This is a genomic window from Corynebacterium nasorum, from assembly GCF_022345765.1.
In the GTDB taxonomy this organism is placed as follows: domain Bacteria; phylum Actinomycetota; class Actinomycetes; order Mycobacteriales; family Mycobacteriaceae; genus Corynebacterium; species Corynebacterium kefirresidentii.
The window spans coordinates 119,453-139,696 of record NZ_JAKRDR010000001.1 but is presented as its reverse complement, the minus strand read 5'-3'; the positions used below and the strand labels follow the sequence as shown (position 1 = coordinate 139,696).

14 protein-coding genes are annotated in these 20,244 nt (G+C 57.8%); 1 reads left to right on the top strand and 13 read right to left on the bottom strand.

Annotated features, from left to right (window positions below; translation table 11 throughout):
• Positions 1-80: 80 nt before the first annotated feature.
• Positions 81-596, bottom strand: a complete 516-nt coding sequence (gene rpsP, locus MHK04_RS00645; RefSeq protein ID WP_005325261.1) for a 30S ribosomal protein S16 — start codon at positions 594-596, stop codon at positions 81-83.
• A 352-nt stretch (positions 597-948) separates the two neighbouring features.
• On the opposite strand from rpsP, the gene MHK04_RS00640 reads away from it, so the two are divergent.
• Positions 949-3,216 (top strand): acyltransferase family protein, encoded by a 2,268-nt coding sequence (locus MHK04_RS00640; RefSeq protein WP_239204266.1) that lies wholly within the window; start codon positions 949-951, stop codon positions 3,214-3,216.
• Between the two features lie 137 nt (positions 3,217-3,353).
• Here MHK04_RS00640 and ffh read toward each other — a convergent pair whose 3' ends face one another.
• From ffh to MHK04_RS00580, 12 genes are all read right to left on the bottom strand, one after another.
• Positions 3,354-5,003 (bottom strand): signal recognition particle protein, encoded by a 1,650-nt coding sequence (ffh, locus tag MHK04_RS00635; RefSeq protein WP_239207560.1) that lies wholly within the window; start codon positions 5,001-5,003, stop codon positions 3,354-3,356.
• A gap of 51 nt (positions 5,004-5,054) precedes the next feature.
• Positions 5,055-7,178, bottom strand: a complete 2,124-nt coding sequence (locus tag MHK04_RS00630) for a [protein-PII] uridylyltransferase (RefSeq protein ID WP_239207559.1) — start codon at positions 7,176-7,178, stop codon at positions 5,055-5,057.
• Between the two features lie 7 nt (positions 7,179-7,185).
• Positions 7,186-7,524 (bottom strand): P-II family nitrogen regulator, encoded by a 339-nt coding sequence (locus MHK04_RS00625; protein WP_086587453.1) that lies wholly within the window; start codon positions 7,522-7,524, stop codon positions 7,186-7,188.
• A 222-nt stretch (positions 7,525-7,746) separates the two neighbouring features.
• The gene (locus tag MHK04_RS00620) at positions 7,747-8,115 is read right to left on the bottom strand and encodes a Na+/H+ antiporter subunit G (RefSeq protein ID WP_023021279.1); all 369 of its coding nucleotides are present in this window, start codon (positions 8,113-8,115) and stop codon (positions 7,747-7,749) included.
• Between the two features lies 1 nt (position 8,116).
• The gene (locus tag MHK04_RS00615) at positions 8,117-8,407 is read right to left on the bottom strand and encodes a hypothetical protein (protein WP_023021278.1); all 291 of its coding nucleotides are present in this window, start codon (positions 8,405-8,407) and stop codon (positions 8,117-8,119) included.
• Positions 8,404-8,937 (bottom strand): monovalent cation/H+ antiporter subunit E, encoded by a 534-nt coding sequence (locus MHK04_RS00610; protein WP_023021277.1) that lies wholly within the window; start codon positions 8,935-8,937, stop codon positions 8,404-8,406. The genes MHK04_RS00615 and MHK04_RS00610 overlap by 4 nt, the downstream gene beginning before the upstream one ends.
• Positions 8,938-10,479 carry a monovalent cation/H+ antiporter subunit D family protein gene (locus tag MHK04_RS00605; RefSeq protein WP_023021276.1) on the bottom strand — a complete coding sequence of 514 codons (1,542 nt, stop codon included), beginning with the start codon at positions 10,477-10,479 and terminating at the stop codon, positions 8,938-8,940.
• Complete coding sequence (locus tag MHK04_RS00600; RefSeq protein WP_023021275.1) at positions 10,479-10,955, bottom strand: sodium:proton antiporter; 477 nt, start codon at positions 10,953-10,955, stop codon at positions 10,479-10,481. Before MHK04_RS00600 ends, MHK04_RS00605 begins: the two co-directional genes overlap by 1 nt.
• Positions 10,955-13,933 (bottom strand): DUF4040 family protein, encoded by a 2,979-nt coding sequence (locus tag MHK04_RS00595; protein ID WP_239207558.1) that lies wholly within the window; start codon positions 13,931-13,933, stop codon positions 10,955-10,957. The genes MHK04_RS00600 and MHK04_RS00595 overlap by 1 nt, the downstream gene beginning before the upstream one ends.
• 371 nt (positions 13,934-14,304) lie before the next feature.
• Positions 14,305-16,269: a signal recognition particle-docking protein FtsY gene (gene ftsY, locus MHK04_RS00590; protein ID WP_239207557.1), complete on the bottom strand. Its 1,965-nt coding sequence runs from the start codon at positions 16,267-16,269 to the stop codon at positions 14,305-14,307.
• A gap of 102 nt (positions 16,270-16,371) precedes the next feature.
• Positions 16,372-19,881 carry a chromosome segregation protein SMC gene (smc, locus tag MHK04_RS00585; RefSeq protein WP_239207556.1) on the bottom strand — a complete coding sequence of 1,170 codons (3,510 nt, stop codon included), beginning with the start codon at positions 19,879-19,881 and terminating at the stop codon, positions 16,372-16,374.
• Between the two features lie 78 nt (positions 19,882-19,959).
• Positions 19,960-20,238 (bottom strand): acylphosphatase, encoded by a 279-nt coding sequence (locus tag MHK04_RS00580; RefSeq protein ID WP_023021271.1) that lies wholly within the window; start codon positions 20,236-20,238, stop codon positions 19,960-19,962.
• Positions 20,239-20,244 lie beyond the last annotated feature (6 nt).

Here is a 20,244-nt window from a genome sequence, read left to right as displayed (position 1 = left end):
GCCCCGCCTACACAACTTGCACAGTGGTGTAGGCAGGGCCCGAAGTTAGAAGCGCTGCGCGCTTAGCAAAGGAAGGAAGATTACTCTGCAGACTCCTCGGAAGCTTCCTCAGCCTTCTCCTCGGCCTCGGCATCAGCTTCGCCGGCAGCAGCAGCGGCAGCCTCTGCAGCAGCAGCTTCCTCAGCGGCCTTCTTCTCAGCCTCTTCCTTGGCCTTCTTCTTCTTTTCGGTGATGGCCTCGATGGTCGGGCCGTTGTTAGCCTCAGCCAGTGCCTCGTTGAAGATCTCCAGCTTGGACTTCTTCTCCTCAGCAACCTTCAGGGTGCCTTCTGCACCAGGCAGACCCTTGTGCTTCTGCCAGTCACCGGTGACCTTCAACAGAGCAAGAACCGGCTCGGTTGGCTGCGCGCCGACGGACAGCCAGTGCTGCGCACGCTCAGAATCGATCTGGATGAGGGAAGGCTCTTCCTTCGGGTGGTAAATACCAATGTTCTCGATTACCTTGCCGTTACGACGGGTGCGGGCATCAGCAATAACAACGCGGTACTCAGCAGCGCGGACCTTGCCCAAACGCTGCAGCTTAATCTTGACAGCCATGACGGCTCCTTTTCTAGTCACTGGGCAGTACAGACGCGCACCAGGTAGTGCGCCGGTTCAACCCTTGGATTTAATCTGCGCGTGACATACCGGCCGACCGTAGACGGGAACGGTGCTACGCAGAATATTACGTTCTGTGGATTACCTAGCCCGGAGTATCCGAGTAGATAACCTGAAGTATTTTAGCGCGAGTATCTGCAATTTTAAAATCACGACGCCACTCACGCAGGTTCGTTATGCCATCGATGCTAAAGCAGAGTAGCCTTAAGGGCCGAATATAGACATTTGGTTCCATATGTATGGCGCGCTTTCTGCCTCACTGTAAAGGCGTTGACGCACGAAAAGACAGTTTATGACTAAAGAATCACCGCGAAATTTCCGGTACCGCTATGACCTTGATGGTCTACGCGGTATTGCCATCGGCCTAGTAGTTATCTACCACGTCTTCGTTGGACGCGTTTCCGGCGGCGTGGACGTATTCTTGCTGCTATCCGGCTACTTCTTCTTGGGCTCCCAGCTGCGCTACGCCAGCAAGCCCAACGCTTCTTTAAACCCTTGGTGGCCCATCTGGCGCACCCTGCGACGTTTGGTACCCAGCTTAGTTTTGGTCATTGGCGTGACCTACATTCTGGTGCGCATTTTCACCCCGCAGCTCATGCGCACCGAGCTCACCCAGCAGATCACCGCCACCATGCTGTACTACCAAAACTGGGAGTTAGCGGAACAAAACGCCGACTACACGGCGGCCGCAGCGGATACCTCCCCGCTGCAGCACATGTGGTCCATGGCCGTACAGGGCCAGTTCTACATCATGGGCATTGCCTTTGCGATCATCTTGGCAGCCATCATGAAGTTCCGGCCGAAGCACCAACCACTGGGTAAGCGCAGCTTCCCCACAGTCAACCAGATTGCGGGCCCGATCCTCATTGTGGCCACCATTGCCTCCTTCGCCTATGCTTCACGCCACGGCCTCTACGGCACCCCGGAGAACTACTACTCCACCTGGTCACGCGCTTGGGAGTTGACCTTGGGTGCTGTCCTAGCCATCTACGGTTCCGCCTGGAAGATTCCGCCCCGCCTTTATGACCTCTTTACGGGTTTGGGCCTTGTGATGCTCATCTTTACCGGTGCCATCATCGCCGATACCACCGCGTATCCTGGCCCGCTTTCGCTCTTGCCGCTGGGCGGCGCCGTGCTCATCATCTTGGGTGGCGGTGGCAAGATTTCCAAGGCCATGGCCTCCAAACAGGCCCGCTGGCTGGGCGATGTAGCCTATCCGCTCTACCTATGGCACTGGCCTCTGCTTATCCTGTCCACCTCTTATTTGGGTCAAGAAACCCCATCGTGGTGGCTGGGCGTTATCATTATCGCCATTTCACTGGTGCTGGCGGACCTCACGCACCGCTTTTTGGAGCGGCCACTGCGCCAGCATCGCAAGCGCCCCACCGCCGAGGATCTGCCGGTACGCAAGGGCCTATCGACATTGCGGAAGCCGGCAGGCGCTGCTCGCGGCGTCGGTGGTGTCGTGGTTGCTGCGGCCGTTGTCGGCCTTCTGGCCATTCAGCCGCTGTGGATGCGCACGCTTGATGATGCCGACGCAGAACTTCTGAATCCTTCCCTCTACCCCGGTGCGACGACGTTCATCAATCACCTCACCCCACCGGATAATGTAGAGATTAAGCCTGACCCAATTCTGGCCGGCGGCATCCAGCCACCAGTGGCTGCTAATTGGTGCTTTGTTCCGGATAGCCAGCCCGCTGATTTCTTCTTCGAAACCCGCAAAGACGGCAAAACTCCGTGCATTTTCGGTGACACAAACGCAGAAAAGGAAGTCTATTTGGTAGGCGGCTCCCACGCGGAACAGTATTCTTCCGCGCTTGACCGCTTGGGCAAGGAAATGGGCTTTAAATTGGTTCCGCTGCTACGCCAAGGTTGCCCCATCGAGCTGGGTGACGATGTCACCGTGACCCCTGAGTGCGCCGAATGGGGCAAACTGGTGATGGATCGCATCGAAGAAGCAAACCCAGCCTTGGTGATTTCAAATACCACGCGCCCGCAAAATGAGTACGGCACGGGCCCCGATGCTGTTCCCGCTGGCTACCAGGCATTTTGGGATGAATTAGCCGAGCGCGATATCCCCTTCTTGGGCTTCCGCGATAACCCGTGGGGCTTCGATGAGGAAGGCCGTCCGCGCGAGTTCGATGAGTGCTATGTAGCCACCGAAGATGCCTATGGTTGCGGCATGCGCTTTGAGCAGGTCTACCAGCCCTATGACCCCGGTGCAGTAGTGCTCTCGAAGTACCAGAATATGCTCTCGGTAGATACCGCCCCGTGGTTCTGCGATGACAATGGTGACTGCCCAGTCATCATCGGCAATACGATGGTCTACCGCGACATGCACCACATCACCAATGCCTTCGCGGAATCGGCTATGCCCATGATTCGAGAGGCCCTGAAGCCATTCCTCAACGGGGAAAAGGTCCAACAGCAAGCCCCTGATATCCCCCCGGAGCAGGCCGCAGCAGCTGTGGAGCCGGCACCCGCCGCACCTACCGACGCCGGCAAGCCACATGCCAACCCAGTCCCCTACCCCAACACTGTGCACGACGACGCCGTCTAGGCCATAGCGCGCGAACACGCGCCAACGCCTACGAGCACGGGCGCTGGGGATAAGGCACCCAACTGCCTGCATAGAACGAAGGAGGCTCCCACAATAACGTGGGAGCCTCCTTTGCTATGCCTTAAGACTGGGGCACGCTACTTTTTGCCCTTGCCAAAGTCCAAGTTGTTGAGATCAATATTTTCCATTCCCTTCGGCATCTTTGGCATGCCCGGCATCCCCGGCATGCCGCCGCCGCCCATTTGCTGCTGGAGTTTTTGCAGTTCTTCCATGGACGGCATGCCGCCACCACCGGGCATACCTGGCATTCCGCCCATGCCCGGCATTCCGCCCGGCATCTTCGGGCCGCGGTTTCCGCCGCCGCCCTTGCCCTTCTTGCGCTTGCCGTTTTTACCCTTGCGGCCCTTCGGCTTCTTCTTGGTAGCAGAGCGGCCACCCATACCACCCATGCCGAATTGGCCAGCCATCTTAGACATCATCTTCTTAGCTTGGTTGAAGCGCTCGATGAGCTGGTTGACCTCAGAAACGCTCACGCCAGAGCCATTAGCAATACGCTTGCGGCGCGAAGCATTGAGGATCTTCGGATCCTCACGCTCCTGCGGAGTCATACCACGGATGATGGCCTGGATGCGGTCCAGCTGCTTTTCATCCACCATGGCGGCCATCTCATTCATCTGCTTGCCGCCGGGCATCATCTTCAGCAGGTTGCCGATGGGCCCCATCTTGCGGATCATCAGCATCTGCTCAAGGAAGTCATTCAGCGTCAGCTCGCCAGAACCAAGCTTGGAGGCGGCCTCCTCGGCTTTCTGATGATCCAAGGTGGCCTCGGCCTGCTCGATGAGGGAAAGCAAGTCACCCATGCCCAAAATGCGGCTGGACATGCGCTCGGGGTGGAAGACATCGAAATCATCGAGCTTCTCACCGGTAGAGGCATACATAATAGGCTTGCCGGTGACCTCACGAATAGACAGGGCCGCGCCACCGCGGGCATCACCGTCCAACTTGGTGAGAACCACACCGGTAAAGTCCACGCCATCGCGGAAAGCCTCGGCAGTCTGAACGGCATCTTGGCCGATCATGGAGTCGATGACAAAGAGGACTTCGTCTGGGTTCACGGCATCGCGGATATTGCGCGCCTGCGTCATCAGTGTCTCATCAATGCCCAAGCGGCCGGCGGTATCGATGATGACCACATCGTGCTGTTTCTGTTTGGCTTCAGCAATACCGCGCTTGGCGACGTCCACCGGATCACCGTGGGAGGTACCCATTTCATGCTCATTGGAGTCCAGGGAGGTACCCGGATCTGGCGCGAAGGTCGGCACCTCGGCGCGCTCGCCGACGATCTGTAGCTGCTGCACCGCACCTGGGCGCTGCAAGTCACAGGCCACCAGCATCGGGGTATGCCCTTGCTTGGCCAGGTGCTTGGCCAGCTTGCCGGCCAACGTGGTCTTACCGGCACCCTGCAAACCGGCGAGCATGATCACTGTCGGCGGGTTCTTCGCTAGGTTCAGGCGGCGAGTTTCGCCGCCGAGGATCTCAATGAGCTCTTCATTGACGATCTTAACTACCTGTTGGGCTGGGTTGAGCGCCTCAGAGACTTCCGCGCCACGGGCACGTTCCTTGATGCGCTTGATAAAGCCACGGACGACGGTCAAAGACACGTCAGCTTCCAGCAGCGCGAGGCGGATCTCGCGGGCGGTGGCATTAATGTCAGCCTCGGTCAGTTTGCCCTTACCGCGCAGGCCCGCCAGGGCTGACTGTAGGCGGTCTGATAGTGAGTCAAACACTACGGATGCGCTCCCTTAATTTAGATCGATCTAAAGTTCAACTATTTAATCTTAGTCCCTTGCCAGGGCCCTGGTCACATTCCCCACCACCGTAGCGCGGGAAGCCTCCCCGGCAAGGAAGACATTGACGATCATTGTCGCGCCCATAATCTCATGGCGCAGCCACACAAAGTCTGGCAATGCCTCTATCAAGTGCCCCAAAGCACCAATGCGCTCGACGGTACGGATCACCAAGATGCCGCCCACATCAAAAGCCGCGGTGGTTACTTCTCCCTCGATATCTGGCAGCTCCGTATAGGTACGGGAGTTATAAGACTGGATAAACCTTATCTCCTGGGCCGCTTCCTTGAGGGTCTGTTGTACGGTGCGGATGAAAAACTCCGCCTTATAAGTACCGTCATCCTCTTTGACGATATTGGCCCGCACGATGGTCCACCCCAAAGCGGACAGCAAGGCAAAAATGCGCTTGAGCTCCCCTTTGGAGGAGCCACACCAGGACACAGTAACTTCTTGGTCTTCCCAATCCACCGTAAGCGCAACGCCCTCAGTAGATAGCGGCACGTGCACCGCGGGGCGCTGAAGGACGCCTGGTTTGAGTGCTTCCAGAGCGCGCGAGACGATAAGCTTCTGCGCTTGCTCTACCCGCGGTGTCCAGACGCTAGGCCCTGTCGATTGTGCATCAGCCTTAGCCAATACCGCCAGCAGCGAAATAATCAGCGGATCGTAATGCGCTGCGGCCAACAATGCGTCGCGAGCGGCATCGGAGAACGGGTCCATTGTCGCAGCTAGCCGCGCTAAGGTGGTATGCTCTGCCACCAGAATTTGAGCACGCGACCTATCGGCCACGCTCAACCGCATGCGGGCTGCCTGGCGAGCTATCATTTCCGCGCCTACCTGAGCGTGGGGGCGCTCGTAGCCCTTACCAATGTCATGGTAAAGCGCGGCCAGCAATAATAGATCAGGGCGAGCTACCGAGGTGCGCACCTCCGCGCACCGAGTAACCGTCGCAATGAGATGATGGTCCACCGCTCTGACGTGGCTGCGCTCGCGCGGCAACAAACCGCGCACATGCCCCCATTCCGGCACTAGACGTTCCCACAAGCCATAGCGGTCCAAATCCTGAATAACCCGCGGCGTATATTGCGGGGACGACAAAATGGCGAAGAAATCATCCACCGCTGCTCGCGGCCAGCGTGGCGGCAGATTCGGCAATTTTTGGAGCTGGTGCCAGGTGGTCTCGGCGATGGTATATCCCGTGCGCGCCGCGGCAGCTGCCACGCGCGTAAGCAACCACGGATCCTCCACATTCGGTTTGCGCGAAAGGTAGATAACGCCGCCCTCTGCCACCACGTCCACATCGAGTGGACGGCGCTGCCCGCGGCCCGCCGCCAGCGCATTTCTCCCCAGCACCCCTCGGGCGGTGGCCAGGCCGCGTTCTACGGCCTTATTAACAGTGGCTGCAGCGCCTACCAAAGCGGCGGTTAAGGCATATCGGTTTTCAAAGCCCAAATCCGCAGCCACGTCCGCGGCGAACTCGGGGTCTAAGATATCGCGGTGGCGTCGGGCTTTGACATGCAGGAGTGTGCGGACGTCGAGAAGCAGCTGCTTTTCGACGTCTAGATCAGGAAAGTCGCACAGGTTACCCAAAGCCATCGCGCGCAGAAGCTGAATATCGCGCAGTCCCCCACGGCCATTTTTCAAGTCTGGATTCGTCATTGCTGCTACCGCGCCCGAGCGCTTCCAGCGAATAATCGCGGTATCCACAAAGTCATCAAAGCCGCGCTGCAGCTGGCGCCGCCACGCTGCGAGCAGCTGTGCCCGCGCCTCATCCACTAATATCTTGCGCCCTGCGACAAAGGCCAAGTCCAACTGTGCAAAGCCAGCAGAAGCATCCTCTGCAGCTATTGCCGCACACTCCCGCGGGGTGCGCAAAGCATAATCTAGGCGATACTTGGCATCCCATACGGGCAACCACAACTTCTCCACCAGCGCTGGGTCTGGATCGTGGCCTTCCGGATAGATAAGGATGACGTCAATATCCGATTGCGGGGTCATCTCATTGCGGGCGAAGGACCCGGTGGCAGCGAGCGCAGTCCCCACTGGGAGCTCGAGGCTGCGCAATACACGAAGCGCCGAGGCATGGGCCTCGGCGCGAATCTGTGCGGCGGTAAGCATACTGGTTTTACAATGCCGCCTCGCCGCGCTCCCCGGTGCGTACACGAATGGCATCTTCTACTGGGGTTACCCACAGCTTGCCATCGCCGATTTTGCCAGTGTAGGCAGCATCCACAATGGCATTGATGATGTCTTCAGCGTGGTCATCCGCCGCTACTACTTCCAGCTTGACCTTAGGCACAAAATCGGTGGCGTATTCTGCTCCGCGATATACCTCGCTATGCCCTCGCTGCTGCCCAAAGCCCTGGCTTTCAGTAACAGTGAGACCGCGTACTTCCTGCTGCTCTAGCGCCTGACGGATTTCCGGCAGGGTAAAGGGCTTAACGATGGCCGTGATGAGTTTCATTGTTACTCCTTGTTTTCTCTTCGGGGCGGGCTAGAAGCACCGAATAGTGTGCATCCATTCTAGCCCGAGCACGGCAGTTGCTGTGCACTATTTTCGCGTCATGAATCTAGGGTCCGGTGAATGCCACAATCCAGTAAAACCAAAAGGCGGCGAGCTCGTCTGCATTTCCGCCATTGAGCGCTATTGCAGATAAGACTCGCCGCCAGAAGGCGCTGAGGGTGACTAGATATCGTCTTCCTTGGCTTGCACGGTTTGGACTTTTTTGTGGTTATGCTTGGCGTGTTTGACGTCAGTAACTGTTACGCCGTAGATGGAACGTCCCAGGTAGAAGGAACCTACTGAACTGATAATCCACACGCCGAAGCAGGCGATCAGTGCTTGAATGAGTAGCCACAGGGAAAAGCCATCGCGGCCAAAATCTACAACTAGTTTGGCCACGATAATCAGCGGTACCGCAAGACCCACGGTGGGCCCCAGCAGGTTAGCGCGCGTCAATGCGTCGGGCGCCCGCCACAGGGATATAACCGTCGCGACCACCAAAATGGTGGCGATAATAAGTAGCACCGAGGCGATAATCTCAGAAATAGCCATTTTATCGCCTGCCCTTCGAGATAATGCGGGCCATAGATAGCGTGGGCAGCACGCCTGCGGCAATGGCGCCGAGGAGTGCAATGTAGTAGGCCATCGGGGCGTTATTGGTCATCGACCATGCCAAGTACATGCAGATCATGCCGTAGAACACGATGTCAGACGTAATTGCGCGAGTGAGCTCATCGCGTGTGCGCAGTGCAAGCAGCACGCCGCACCATGTGGCGATGCCAATGATGAATACGCATACAAATACGACCCAGCCGAACGGGGACAGTGTGGCAAAATCAATCATCGCTCGGTCTCCTTCCTGCGTTTTATGTTCCGGGCATGACGCTTCGGCTTTTCGACGTCCGCTTCGCTTTCTGAAAGCGGAGTGTCCTCCGCCCGCGCCAAGTCAGGCGAGCGCATAAAGCGACCGACAGATTCGAGGGGATACTCGTAGAAAGCCTCATCCAATTCCGTCGTCTCTCCTTGGCCTGGGACGCCGTAGTCGATGTCTTTCACCCGTGGGGCAAGGCGCTGCTCCATATCAGCCAAGTCAGCCACGATTGCCGCCGGGTCAGATCCCTGAACGGCCTGCACCAGCACGATGCGCGGCAGCCCCTTGCGGGGTGGCTCGCGCAAACCCAACGAAAGCGTTCCCGGCGTTGCGGTAATAGAAGAAGTAAACCAGAAGATCTCCCATGCGCCAGTCACACGCAGTGGATAACGAATGATAACCGGGTGGTATTCGTTATCTGGCTTAAAGGCCGCCATCGCCAGGCTAATGCCGGCCACAAAGATTTCCTTAATGAGCCACAATGCATACACCACTGCGTTCATTTAACGGCCCTCCTGAATTTCATCGATATTGGGAACGGCAATCGGCTCGTCTCCCAAGACGGTTTCAGTATAAGCGGTGGTATCAAGCAGCTGCTCCGAGGCGCTATCCACAACGTCCAGAACGATTCCAGAGAAAATGAACATGCACAGCGAACCAAGGATGAGTGCGGCAGAGGGGGCCATGAGCTTTTTGCGGATGATCAGTTCATCCGGAACCTTATCTTCCGGCAAGCCCTTGCCCCAGAAAACCTTGCGCCATACGCGCAGCATGGCCAAGAAGGCGGCAAAGGAGGCAATGATGATAGCCGCGATAGCGATCCACGCCCACGCGCCTCCTACCCGGGCAATCTCGAAGACGATCATCAGCTTGCCCCACATGCCGGAGAACGGCGGGAAGCCTACGACGGAGAATGCACCGGCAGCGAAAATCCACGCGATAATGGGGTCCCGACGAGCGAGACCGGACAGCTTGGTTAGCAGGCCCGTGCCGTAGGTTTCCTCAATGGCGCCAGAAGCCAAGATCAGCGAACCAACAGTCAACATGTGGTGAATCGTGTACATAATGCCGGCTGCTAGTGCGCGGCGTGGGTCATCAGAGGTAAAAGCAAGCATTACCAAGATGAAAGGCATGCCGTTGAGCATCTGATAGCCGAGCACGCGGCGAATGGAGTTCTCCGCTAGGCCGCCAAAGGCACCGATCATCATGGAGATGATCATGATCACGATGATCAACACATTCCAGCGCTGATCCAGACCGAATAGCTGCACGTAGAGGCGATAGAGCATGTACACGGCCACCTTGGTGTGCAGGCCGGAAAACAGGCCCATCACCGCAGCTGAGGTCCCCGGGTAAGTGCGAGGCAACCACGACTGCACAGGGAATACGCCGGCCTTGGCGGTGATTGCAATGAGAATCAAACCCGCGGCGACGGTGACGGGCCCGTTACCTGCTGCCGCACCCTTCAATGCGCCAAGGTTAACCGCGCCGGTAACCGAATACATATAACCCACGCCAACGACCAGCAAGGTGGAGGCGAAAAGGTTCACCAAGACGAAGGCACGTCCGGCTGCCAGACGCGACCAAGTACCAGACATGGTGATAAGGCCATAAGACGGCAGAAGCATAACCTCAATAAAGACGAAGAAGTTAAAGAGGTCAGCAGTAAGCAACGCACCGCAGACACCGGTAATCAAAATCAAGGTGAGCGATGGATAAAAGCGAGACTTGGTCTCCCCGCCCGCAATGGCAAACCAGTTGGCACCAAAAGCGACAATCATCGTGGTGATGATCATCAACGCGGAGAAAGCATCCGCAGCAAACGGGATACCCACATTGCCTTGGTATAGGCCCACTGTGTGGGCAACTACCCCGTTATTCATGGTGTACATCAGCAGCCCCAGGCCAGCGAAGATTCCCATGCCCGGGATGATCAACATGATGGAATCGCGCACCGCACGCCACGGTGCTAGCAGTGCAAAGGCTGCTGCAATCAGCGGGACCGCTGGGAATAGCGGAAGGAGTTGAGCTACAGCGTCAGTCATTATTTATCATCCTCCTTCTGTTCAGCTGCCCCGCGCTCTGCTACGGGAGTGTCGTGGTCCACCTGACCGATACGGTCAAGTTGGTTGGTGGATTCTTCCAGAATCTGGCGATTTTGGGCGTCACGGCCCAAGGTTGAAAAGGCATGGTCGATGGTGTTGTCATCAACCGGCTCCACCACATCGGTGTCGTCGTTCTTGCCCATTGCCGCCATCGTCAACAGGATGGTCGAGGTTGCCATGGAAATAACCACCGCGGTCAACACGAAGGCCTGCGGCAGCGGATCTGCCATCTGGTCGTGTGGAACCTGGGAGGGGAAGGACTCGCCGCGGTAGGAGTACACGCCCGTCGCCAGCAGCATTAGGTTTGCTCCGTGTCCGAAGGCCATCATGCCCAACACGATGCGCACCAAACCGCGCTGCTGGATGAGGTAGACGGCACTGCCTATGAGCAAAGCAATAGTCAATGCAAGGATCATTACTTCTCTCCTCCCCGTTTAGGCATGGACCGTTTATTTTTCCTCTTCGTCCTTGCTTCCGATGGCGTCAGCAAAGCCAGAGGATCGGTCGAGGGGTTAATCGGGTCCGGATACGGATCGTCGACATCCTCAAGCGAAATGCGCGGCGTGGTTGGCAGCGCGGAATTATCATCATGAATCCACGGTAGGAAGTCACGCTCCGTGCCAGGGCGCAGGTAACCGCCCAGGGCATTAATCGCCATGGTCAACATGCCCAACACCGCGAGGTAGATGCCCAAATCGAAGATGAGCGAGGTAGTCCAGTGCTGACCAAAGGCCTCGGCGTGGATGGCCGCGAGGAAGCCACCGTTGCCAAGGCCGTGGTGCAAGTAGCCCACGAAGCCTGCAGCCAAGGCTGTGATAATACCGATACCAGTCAAGTGAATCGGAGTCATGCGGCCAAAGACGATTTCATCAGATCCTCGGGACAGGTAGATAAGCCCGATTGCTGCGCCCATAATCAATGCTGCCGGGAAGCCACCACCAGTGGCATTATGGCCGCGGAAGAAAACGATGACAGACATGATTACTAGCAACGGGATCACCGCGTTTACGCCCTTGCGCAATGGCACAGAGTTCAGCTGTGACTGGCCAAATGGCGCGGGACGTGTACCTGACTTGAATGGGAACCGCGGCAACGTTGTAGTAATGGCTGCGATAACCACTGCAGCCATGCCCAGCACGGAAAGCTCGCCCAATGTATCGAGCGCACGGAATTCCACGATGATGGTAGCCACGACGTTATCGCCGCCGGTAATATCCGGCGCATTATCGAGATACCACATGGCCAGATCCGAACGCTCGTGTCGGCCCATGAGGCCCCACACGCCCAAGAATGCAGCAACACCGGCCAAAACTGCGATGATAATAGAGCCGGTCTTGCGGGATTTATTCTTCACCGGTTGGAAGGTTTCCGGCAGGTAGCGCAGCACCATCATCATAACGATGACGGATAGGGCTTCCACCATAAACTGGGTCAAAGCTACGTCCGGCGCCCCGAGCAGGAACATCTGCAGGGTTACACCAGTGCCGGCAATGCCGATCATGATGGCACCGGTCAAGCGGTTCTGAGTTCGCACCAAACCAAACATGGCCAGCGCGATGATTCCCAATGGCAGCAGATCCCATGGGTTATCCAGACCATCTACCCTCGGCTGCAGCGCTACCCCATCGACGCCATCGCGGATGAGGGTGGTCGCGGCCAACACGATAATCAAAATGACAATGGGCACCATGTGGCGGGACGGATTATGCGAATCGGACATCTTGCCCAGGACGCGCCCCAACTGGGAGCAACCCTTCATCAGGGAATACAGCAAATCATTGCCGCTGCGCGGCATAAACTCCCTGTCCTCAAAGCTTGCCCACATCTTCTTGCGGGCAAAGATACCGGCGATACCGGCGATAAGGACCACGAGCGAGATAAGGAAAGGAACATTAAGCCCGTGCCAGAGGGCAAGGTGCGAATGGTGCTCTAGACCAACAGCAGCCACTGCATGGTCAATCGGGTTATTAAAGATTCCGAGTACAAATACCAGCGGCAGGGACATAAAGCCCGGTAGTGCGGCAGGCAGCCACAGGGAAACCGGAGCCTCATGGACATGTCCCATATCGCGAGGTCCATCAAAGAAGGCGCCGAAAACGATCTTGGCGGAGTAGGTAAAGGTAAAGAAGGCGCCGATGGCGGCAACGATGAGCAAGATGACCTGACCAGTGCCACCAATCGGGGCGTCTTCAAACGCAGTGAGCATGCCTTCCTTGGATACAAAGCCCAAAAGCGGTGGTACTGCGGCCATAGAGGCCGCGCCGATGACTACCGAGCCAAATGTCCACGGCATCTTATTCCACAGTGGTCCGAGGCGGCGAATATCGCGCGAACCGGCCTCGTGGTCGATGACGCCAATAAGCATAAACAGCGAGGACTTAAATAGCGCGTGCGCCAACGTGTGTACCAACGCTGCGGCGATAGCGAATGGGGTTCCCACACCAATGGTGGCGACAATCCAGCCCAAATGGGAGACGGTCGAATAAGCCGTGAGCTTCTTCAAATCCGTCTTTTGCACTGCAAAGACCGCGGACATTACCGCGGTACCCATTCCAACCACGATGAGCAGCCAATTCCATACCGCCACATCGTGGAAGATCGTGGAAAAGCGAATCAGCAGGTACACGCCAGCCTTGACCACTGCGGCTGCGTGAAGGAAAGCCGAAACCGGAGTGGCGGCGGCCATAGCCTCAGGAAGCCAAAAGTGGAATGGGAATTGCGCCGATTTGGTAAATGCAGACGCCGCGATCAACACGGCTACGGCCGCTGTTACACTGGGGCGCTGTGTCCATACCGGCGACGCCAGAATCTCAGATACCGCAGTCGATCCGGTCACTGTCGCAGCAATACCCAACCCGGTCAGCAGGGTCAATCCACCAACGAAGGTCAGGATCAAGGTGCGCTGCGAACCAGCTTCGCCGCCCGAACCGGAGCGCGCAATCAGCATAAAGGAAGCCAAGGAGACTAGCTCCCAGGCAAGGAACAAAACCACAACGTCATTGGCCAAAACCAGCAATAAAATGGACAGCGTAAACGCTGTCATCAAGGTGTAGAAGCTGGTATTACCCTCATTCTTAGGCAGATAAGCCGCCGAATACGTAAAGACGACGGCACCAATGACCAGCGCCAACATAGCAAAGAAAATACTCAACGCATCCCCGCGGAGAGCAAAACTTACGTCGGCGCCCGGTGCGATAAAATCGCGCACCCAAGTGGCGTGGAAACTCAATTCCTCCCCGGCTGCAATGGCAGGAAATTCCTTGGCAATAAGGACCGCTGCAATAACAAAAAGGCCAGCTAGTAGATAGCCTGCCTTTCGGTCGATAACCTTTACGGTTACCGGTGCCAAGATCACTGCCAGCGCCGCGAGGAGGACTGCATAAAGTAGCGTCACGAAATACTTGCCTCACGAACCTTGGTCTAGGTTTAATGCGAATTTCGCATTAAATACAGCCCCTTCAGGCTACCATTCCCACCAAGGCCAAACCACATTGCAGCATTCCCTGGCGACTGATAAAAGGCGAGCACAACCGCCCCAATTACGCTTATAGTCAGAAAAACCACAGGCACTTAGCAGGACATTCTTCCATAGCAATTGAATTGCCCATTCCGCATAGTTTGCGAAGTGGTGATCCCAAATCGACGAAAAGAATTCGCGAGCAAGGTACACGCTGGAACTCAGCCAGGAAAACGAAGAACTCCCCCAGCACACCGTGGCGCACGCTCGCGCTTCCCGATATGCAGGGGGAGCTTTGAAGTTAGGCGTTATTTCTCGCCCAAGAGAGCGTCGACAAAGCCTTCGACCTCAAACGGTGCGAGATCATCGGCGCCTTCGCCCAAGCCCACAAGCTTGACCGGAACGCCCAATTCCTCTTGCACCTGGAAGACGATTCCGCCCTTGGCAGTACCATCCAGCTTGGTTAGGACGACGCCGGTGATATCTACTACCTCGCGGAATATGCGGGCCTGAGTCAGACCATTTTGTCCCACGGTAGCGTCCAGTACCAGCAGAACCTCGTCCACATCGGTCTTCTTTTCCACCACGCGCTTGACCTTGCCCAACTGGTCCATCAAGTCTGTGGAGGTATGCAGGCGGCCTGCGGTATCTACCAAGACCACATCTACTTGCTGTTCTACACCGCGAGCTACCGCGTCGAAGGCGACCGATGCTGGGTCAGCGCCCTCCTTGCCGCGCACGGTATCGGCGCCAACGCGGCGACCCCATGTCTCGAGCTGATCAGCGGCCGCAGCACGGAAAGTATCCGCCGCGCCCAGAAGTACCTTATGACCCATGGCTACAAGCACACGGGCAAGCTTGCCCGTCGTGGTGGTTTTGCCGGTGCCGTTAACGCCGACAACCATAACGATGGCTGGCTTACCCTCATTCGGCATGGCCTTAATGGAACGGTCCATCTCTGGGTGGCCTGCCTCGATGAGGCATTCACGCAGCATGGCACGGGCCTCGTCCTCGCTGGAGACGCCGCGCTCAGCAATCTTCTCGCGCAGGGAGTCAGTCACTTTCATAGTGGACTTGGTGCCTAGGTCCGCCATGATGAGAGTATCTTCTACTTCCTCCCAGGCATCTTCATCCAGATCGCCTGCGGAAAGAATTCCCATAAGTCCCTGGCCGATGGCATTTTGCGAACGGGACAGGCGTCCACGCAAACGCCCAAGGCGCCCACCTGCGGGGGCGATGTCTTCCTGTGGTGCTGGCGCTGGGGCCGGCTCTCCCTCTGGAACTTCGGTCTGCTCCTTGGCTGCTTCGGCCGCGCCGGTTTGTGCCTCGGCTGCAGCCGCAGCCTCTTCGGCCTCCTCGCGGTCATCGACGCGCTCTTCAATGTCTTCCGCGTTCTTGTCTTCAACGACCTCGTCAAAGACTGGGGATTCCTCTGCTGCTGCGGCGTCTTTCACATCGACGGTATCTTCAGGAGCTTCTGCCTTTTCAGCAGCTGGCGAAGCCTCCTCCGCTGACTTATCTGCCTGCGGCGTCGCTGGCTCCTTCGGCTCGGATGTTGCTTCTGGCTGCTCGACCGACTCTGCGACATTATCCGCAGGCGTTTCTTTACTTTCTGCAGCCGCAGCTGCCGTACCCGCTATCCCTGCTGCACCGGCAGCGGTTGCCGCCGTGGCTCCAGCGCCCGTGGACGGGTTCTTTTCGGACTTATCTGGGAGAGAGTCAGTCGGCTGCTCTTTGACATCTGCCGGCTTATTGGTCTCAGTAGCTTTATTGGTTTCTGCCGGCTTTGCCTGCTGTTGTGGTGCCGGCTTATTTTCCTTTGGCTGCTCTACCGCGGGCTTGTCGGCCGCAGCATCGGTCTTAGCCTGAGCAGGCTGTGGCTTGTCCGCAGGTGCTTGCGGCTTGGCCTGTGGTTGTGGGGTCTTGCCGCTAAGCTGCTCGTTGGCAATGTCGGTAGCATTAGGCTCTGCCTTTGCCTCCTGATGTGCCGGAGCTGACTTATCCGCAGCTGGCTGGTTCTTCACGGGCTTTTCCGCTTGCACCGGGCTTTTCTGCTTTTCCTTGGCACTACCGGCAGGAGCGAAGTTAAAGCCGGACTTAGCTTGATAATTGCCGGACTTTTGCTCCTGAGTAAGCTGCTTCGGTTCTTCCTCAGTGGGCTTGTCAAAGGACACCTTCTTGGCGTCGCCGCGTTTTTTGCCGATTACTACGAGAAGAATAATCAGCACAATGACGACGATCGCAATGCCGATCCATAACCATAAAGAATTCATGTCTCTATAGTGCCAGTCTTGCGGGCTCGCGGCACGCCAAACCCCCTCCTATCCCGGATAGAGGGGCCTACCGGCAGGCGACGCCCGCGGCTACCACCCTGGCTAGTCGCCCCGTGGAGCATCAACGCCCAGGCGGGTAGCGTCCTCGCTGGCTTGCTCTGTTCCAGGGGCACTACCTGCGGGATTCATGCGCTGCGAAATAACACGGGTGATACCGTCGCCGCGCATGGTCACGCCATACAGCACGTTAGCTACATCCATCGTCGGCTTTTGGTGCGTAATGACGATAAGCTGCGAATCCTTGCGCAACTCTTCAAAAAGGGCGATGAGGCGGCGCAGGTTGACATCATCAAGCGCTGCCTCAACCTCATCCATGACGTAGAACGGGCTGGGGCGGGCGCGGAAGATTGCTACCAGCATTGCCAGCGCGGTGAGCGACTTCTCACCACCAGAAAGCAAGGACAGGCGCTTGACCTTCTTGCCCGGTGGGCGCGCTTCCACCTCGATACCGGTGGTAAGCATGTCCTCCGGCTCCGTGAGGATGAGGCGGCCCTCGCCACCAGGGAAAAGGGTCTGGAAGACCTTGGGGAATTCCGCTTCCACGTCATGCCAGGCATCGGTGAAAAGCTGTAAAATCTGCGCATCCACGTCCTCGATCACCCCGGCAAGATCCTTGCGGGCTTGGATGACATCTTCCAACTGGGTGGACAGGAAGGAATAACGTTCCTCCAAAGCCTTATATTCTTCCAACGCAAGCGGATTAACCTTGCCCAAAGAATTCAAGTCCTTTTCTGCTTGCTTCAGGCGCGCATTTTCCGCCCCGCGATCGAAATCCTCGCCCGGGGTGTAGTCCTGCAAAAGGTCCGAAATCGCAATGCCGAGTTGCTCTACGATCTTGGATTCTGCTTCATCGACGCGCACCTGTGCTTGTGAGCGAGCAATTTCTGAGTCATGAGCGCGGTTGGTTAGCCGGTCCAGCTGCTGTCGCGCGGCCGAGACCTGTTGTTTTACTTGCTGCAGCTGCGCGTTCAAGGAGGTGCGCTGCGCAAAGTAGTCATCGCGCTCAGCGGTGGCGCGCTCTAGCAATTGCGTGGCGCGCGCGGCCAAATCACGCGAATGCCTTGCCACTACACCGGCCAATTCTCCTTGGGCTTTGCGCCGGGCCATGGCCTGCTCATGGCGAGCCTTGGCTTGGCGTTCATGCTGCGCTTGGCGACGCAATGCCTCGCCCTTCCCCGCTACCTGACCCACCTGGTCTTGAGCAGAGCGGGCTGCAACCTGCGCCTCCATCTCCATCGACTTAACCTGTTCTAATGCGGCCGAAGCCTCATCACGTTCCGCCGAAGAAGGCTCATCTGGCTGCTCGTCCGCATCGACGCGGGCGAGCCTATCGCGGGCGTCGGCAAGCTGCTTGCGGGCTTCTGCGATCTTTACCTCAATCTCGGTCGCCCGCGCAGCGGCCTTTTCGTGTTCCGATTTATTGGCCTCGTATTGCTTAAGCAGGCGCTGATGATCACGCTTCCACGCGTCAACCTCGGTATCGTGTTCGCGCAAAGCAGCCTTCGCCGAAGCGGCGGTCACGCGGGCATCTTCTGCTGCAATCTTTGCACCTTCAAGCGTGCCGAATAGCTCTTCTAGCTCCTGCGTCGCAGATTCCAGCTGTTCCTCTGCCTCTGCGATGCGAGCGGTGACCTCTACGGTAGACGAGGCACCGGTGCCTACTTCTACCCAACCTTCGCCCAGCACCACGCCCGATTCGGTAACGGCGCGCAGGCGAGGATCCTCTGCCACCAATTTTTTCGCCGCCGCGAAATCGGGAACGAGCACGACATCCGCAAGGAGGCGGTGCAGCGCGGCGGATACCTCCGGAACCACAGCAATGTGGTCGAGCAACCACGAGGTTCCGGTGGGCAAAGTTGCATCCACGCGCCAGGAAGTGGCGGGGGCGGCCACAGAGACATCGATAAGCGCGGAGCGCGTACCCTTTTCCAGGTCCGCAATGAGCTGAACGGAAATCTCGCCGGCCTGAGCCTCAGCGAAGGCGCCCAATGCGGCAGCAACCGCCGTCTCATATGAGGTGCTGATGAATGTGGCCAGCGGCTGGAACTGCTCACCTACATCGATTTTTTCTGGTGCAGTCTGGGCCAGGGTATCGATGCGGGAGCGCAGCGTGTACACGGCTCGCTCGCGTTCGCGCTGCTCATCGCGCAGCTGTTCCAAGCGTTTGTCGGCCGCACCCGATTCACTGGCTGCGCGCACATGTGCCTCCTCGAGCGGCTCGCGCTCGCCAGCCAAAGATTGCAGTTTATCCGCCACCTCATCGGCCTCTGCCTGGGCAGACTGGGTGCGCTGGCTGGTAGAAGCAAGGGTTTCTTCTTGCCGCGCTAGCTCCTCTTCCGCCGAAGTAACCTGGCCTGCCGCCTTTTCCTCCGCCGCGATAAGGCGGACTACGCCCTCGCGCCTATCAGCAATGGCGCGTAGCTGGGCCATGTGTTCGCGCTCGGCCGCCTCGAAGGCTTCGCGGCGCTCTGCTACCTCTTCGCGGATCGCTTCCAGGCGTTCTGCAGCTTCTTCCGCCGCGGCGAGAAGCTCCGCATGCTCCTCATCTGCACGGGTGGCCCGTGCCTCTAGGTCCTCCGGATCTTGGCCAGAATAAGCCACCTGCGCACCAGCATTGGCCGCTCGCTCTTCCGCGATGCGCTGCGTGGCGGAAATGCGCTCAGAAAGCGTAGACAGATCGAACCATAGTTTTTGGGCGGCATCTGCCTTGGGGCTTATTTCTTCTAGTTGGGCTTCTACCTCTAGCTGGGAGCCTGTCGCTTCTTCCAGCTGCGCCGTAACTTCTTCAACCTGCTCGGCGAGAACTTCGGCCGTGCGCTCGGCCTCCTGAAACTTGCTGCGCAGCCGCACTACCCTATCGCCGGCAAGGCGCAGGCGGGCATCGCGCAGATCAGCTTGCACCGTGGCCGCACGCTGCGCGGCCTCGGCCTGGCGGGCCAAAGGCTTAAGCTGCTTTCCTAGCTCATCCGTAAGGTCCTGCAGGCGATCCAAATTGGCCTGCATGCCGGTGAGCTTTCGCTGCGCCTTTTCCTTGCGGCGGCGGTGTTTGAGCACACCCGCTGCCTCTTCGATATAGGAGCGCCGATCTTCGGGCCGCGATTCGAGGATTTCAGAAAGCTTGCCCTGGCCGACGATAATATGCATCTCGCGGCCAATACCCGAATCAGAGAGCAGCTCCTGGATATCCATGAGGCGCGCTTTGGCACCATTGATTTCGTATTCGCTGGCACCGTCACGGAACATTCGGCGGGTGACCGAAACTTCCGAATACTCGATCGGCAGCGCGCCGTCCGCATTATCGATGGTGAGGGTTACCTCGGCGCGCCCCAAAGCCTTGCGGTCGCCAGCGCCGGCAAAGATGACGTCTTGCATCTTTCCGCCACGCAGCGTCTTGGCGCTTCCCTCGCCCATGACCCAAGCTAGCGCATCGACCACATTGGACTTGCCGGAACCATTCGGTCCGACAACAGCGCAAATGCCCGGCTCAAATTTCAGAGACGTCGCCGACGCAAATGATTTAAAGCCTTTGAGCGTCAGCGATTTCAGGTGCATTTGGGTTAGTTTAGCAAGCTTAGAGCACGCCTGCCCAGCCGAGCCTCAAGGCTCGAAACTGCGGGCATGTGCTATGCATTAGCGTTCAATGAAGCCAGACTCACCCTTGGGGGCAGCCCACTGCTCGACTACTAGGTCCACCGTTCCTGGCCGGCGAGTCATACTGGGCTGTTCTTTGAGGAGTCCTAGCAATTCTTCACATTTCTCCCGCGGTCCCTCGGCTACAACCTGAACCCGACCGTCGGCCAAATTAGTAGCATGCCCCTTCAAGCCGAGCTCGAGGGCACGGGAGCGCGTCCACCATCGAAAGCCCACGCCTTGGACGTGCCCGTGGACAAAAGCGGTCATTCTTTCCATGGTCAA

Bases quoted from the DNA above. Each gene is read 5' to 3' on its own strand.
- rpsP (WP_005325261.1), bottom strand. From the start codon at position 596: ATGGCTGTCAAGATTAAGCTGCAGCGTTTGGGCAAGGTCCGCGCTGCT.
- MHK04_RS00640 (WP_239204266.1), top strand. From the start codon at position 949: ATGACTAAAGAATCACCGCGAAATTTCCGGTACCGCTATGACCTTGAT.
- MHK04_RS00630 (WP_239207559.1), bottom strand. From the start codon at position 7,178: ATGCTTACCGCCGCACAGATTCGCGCCGAGGCCCATGCCTCGGCGCTT.
- MHK04_RS00625 (WP_086587453.1), bottom strand. From the start codon at position 7,524: ATGAAACTCATCACGGCCATCGTTAAGCCCTTTACCCTGCCGGAAATC.
- MHK04_RS00620 (WP_023021279.1), bottom strand. From the start codon at position 8,115: ATGGCTATTTCTGAGATTATCGCCTCGGTGCTACTTATTATCGCCACC.
- MHK04_RS00615 (WP_023021278.1), bottom strand. From the start codon at position 8,407: ATGATTGATTTTGCCACACTGTCCCCGTTCGGCTGGGTCGTATTTGTA.
- MHK04_RS00610 (WP_023021277.1), bottom strand. From the start codon at position 8,937: ATGAACGCAGTGGTGTATGCATTGTGGCTCATTAAGGAAATCTTTGTG.
- MHK04_RS00605 (WP_023021276.1), bottom strand. From the start codon at position 10,479: ATGACTGACGCTGTAGCTCAACTCCTTCCGCTATTCCCAGCGGTCCCG.
- MHK04_RS00600 (WP_023021275.1), bottom strand. From the start codon at position 10,955: ATGATCCTTGCATTGACTATTGCTTTGCTCATAGGCAGTGCCGTCTAC.
- ftsY (WP_239207557.1), bottom strand. From the start codon at position 16,269: ATGAATTCTTTATGGTTATGGATCGGCATTGCGATCGTCGTCATTGTG.
- smc (WP_239207556.1), bottom strand. From the start codon at position 19,881: ATGCACCTGAAATCGCTGACGCTCAAAGGCTTTAAATCATTTGCGTCG.
- MHK04_RS00580 (WP_023021271.1), bottom strand. From the start codon at position 20,238: ATGGAAAGAATGACCGCTTTTGTCCACGGGCACGTCCAAGGCGTGGGC.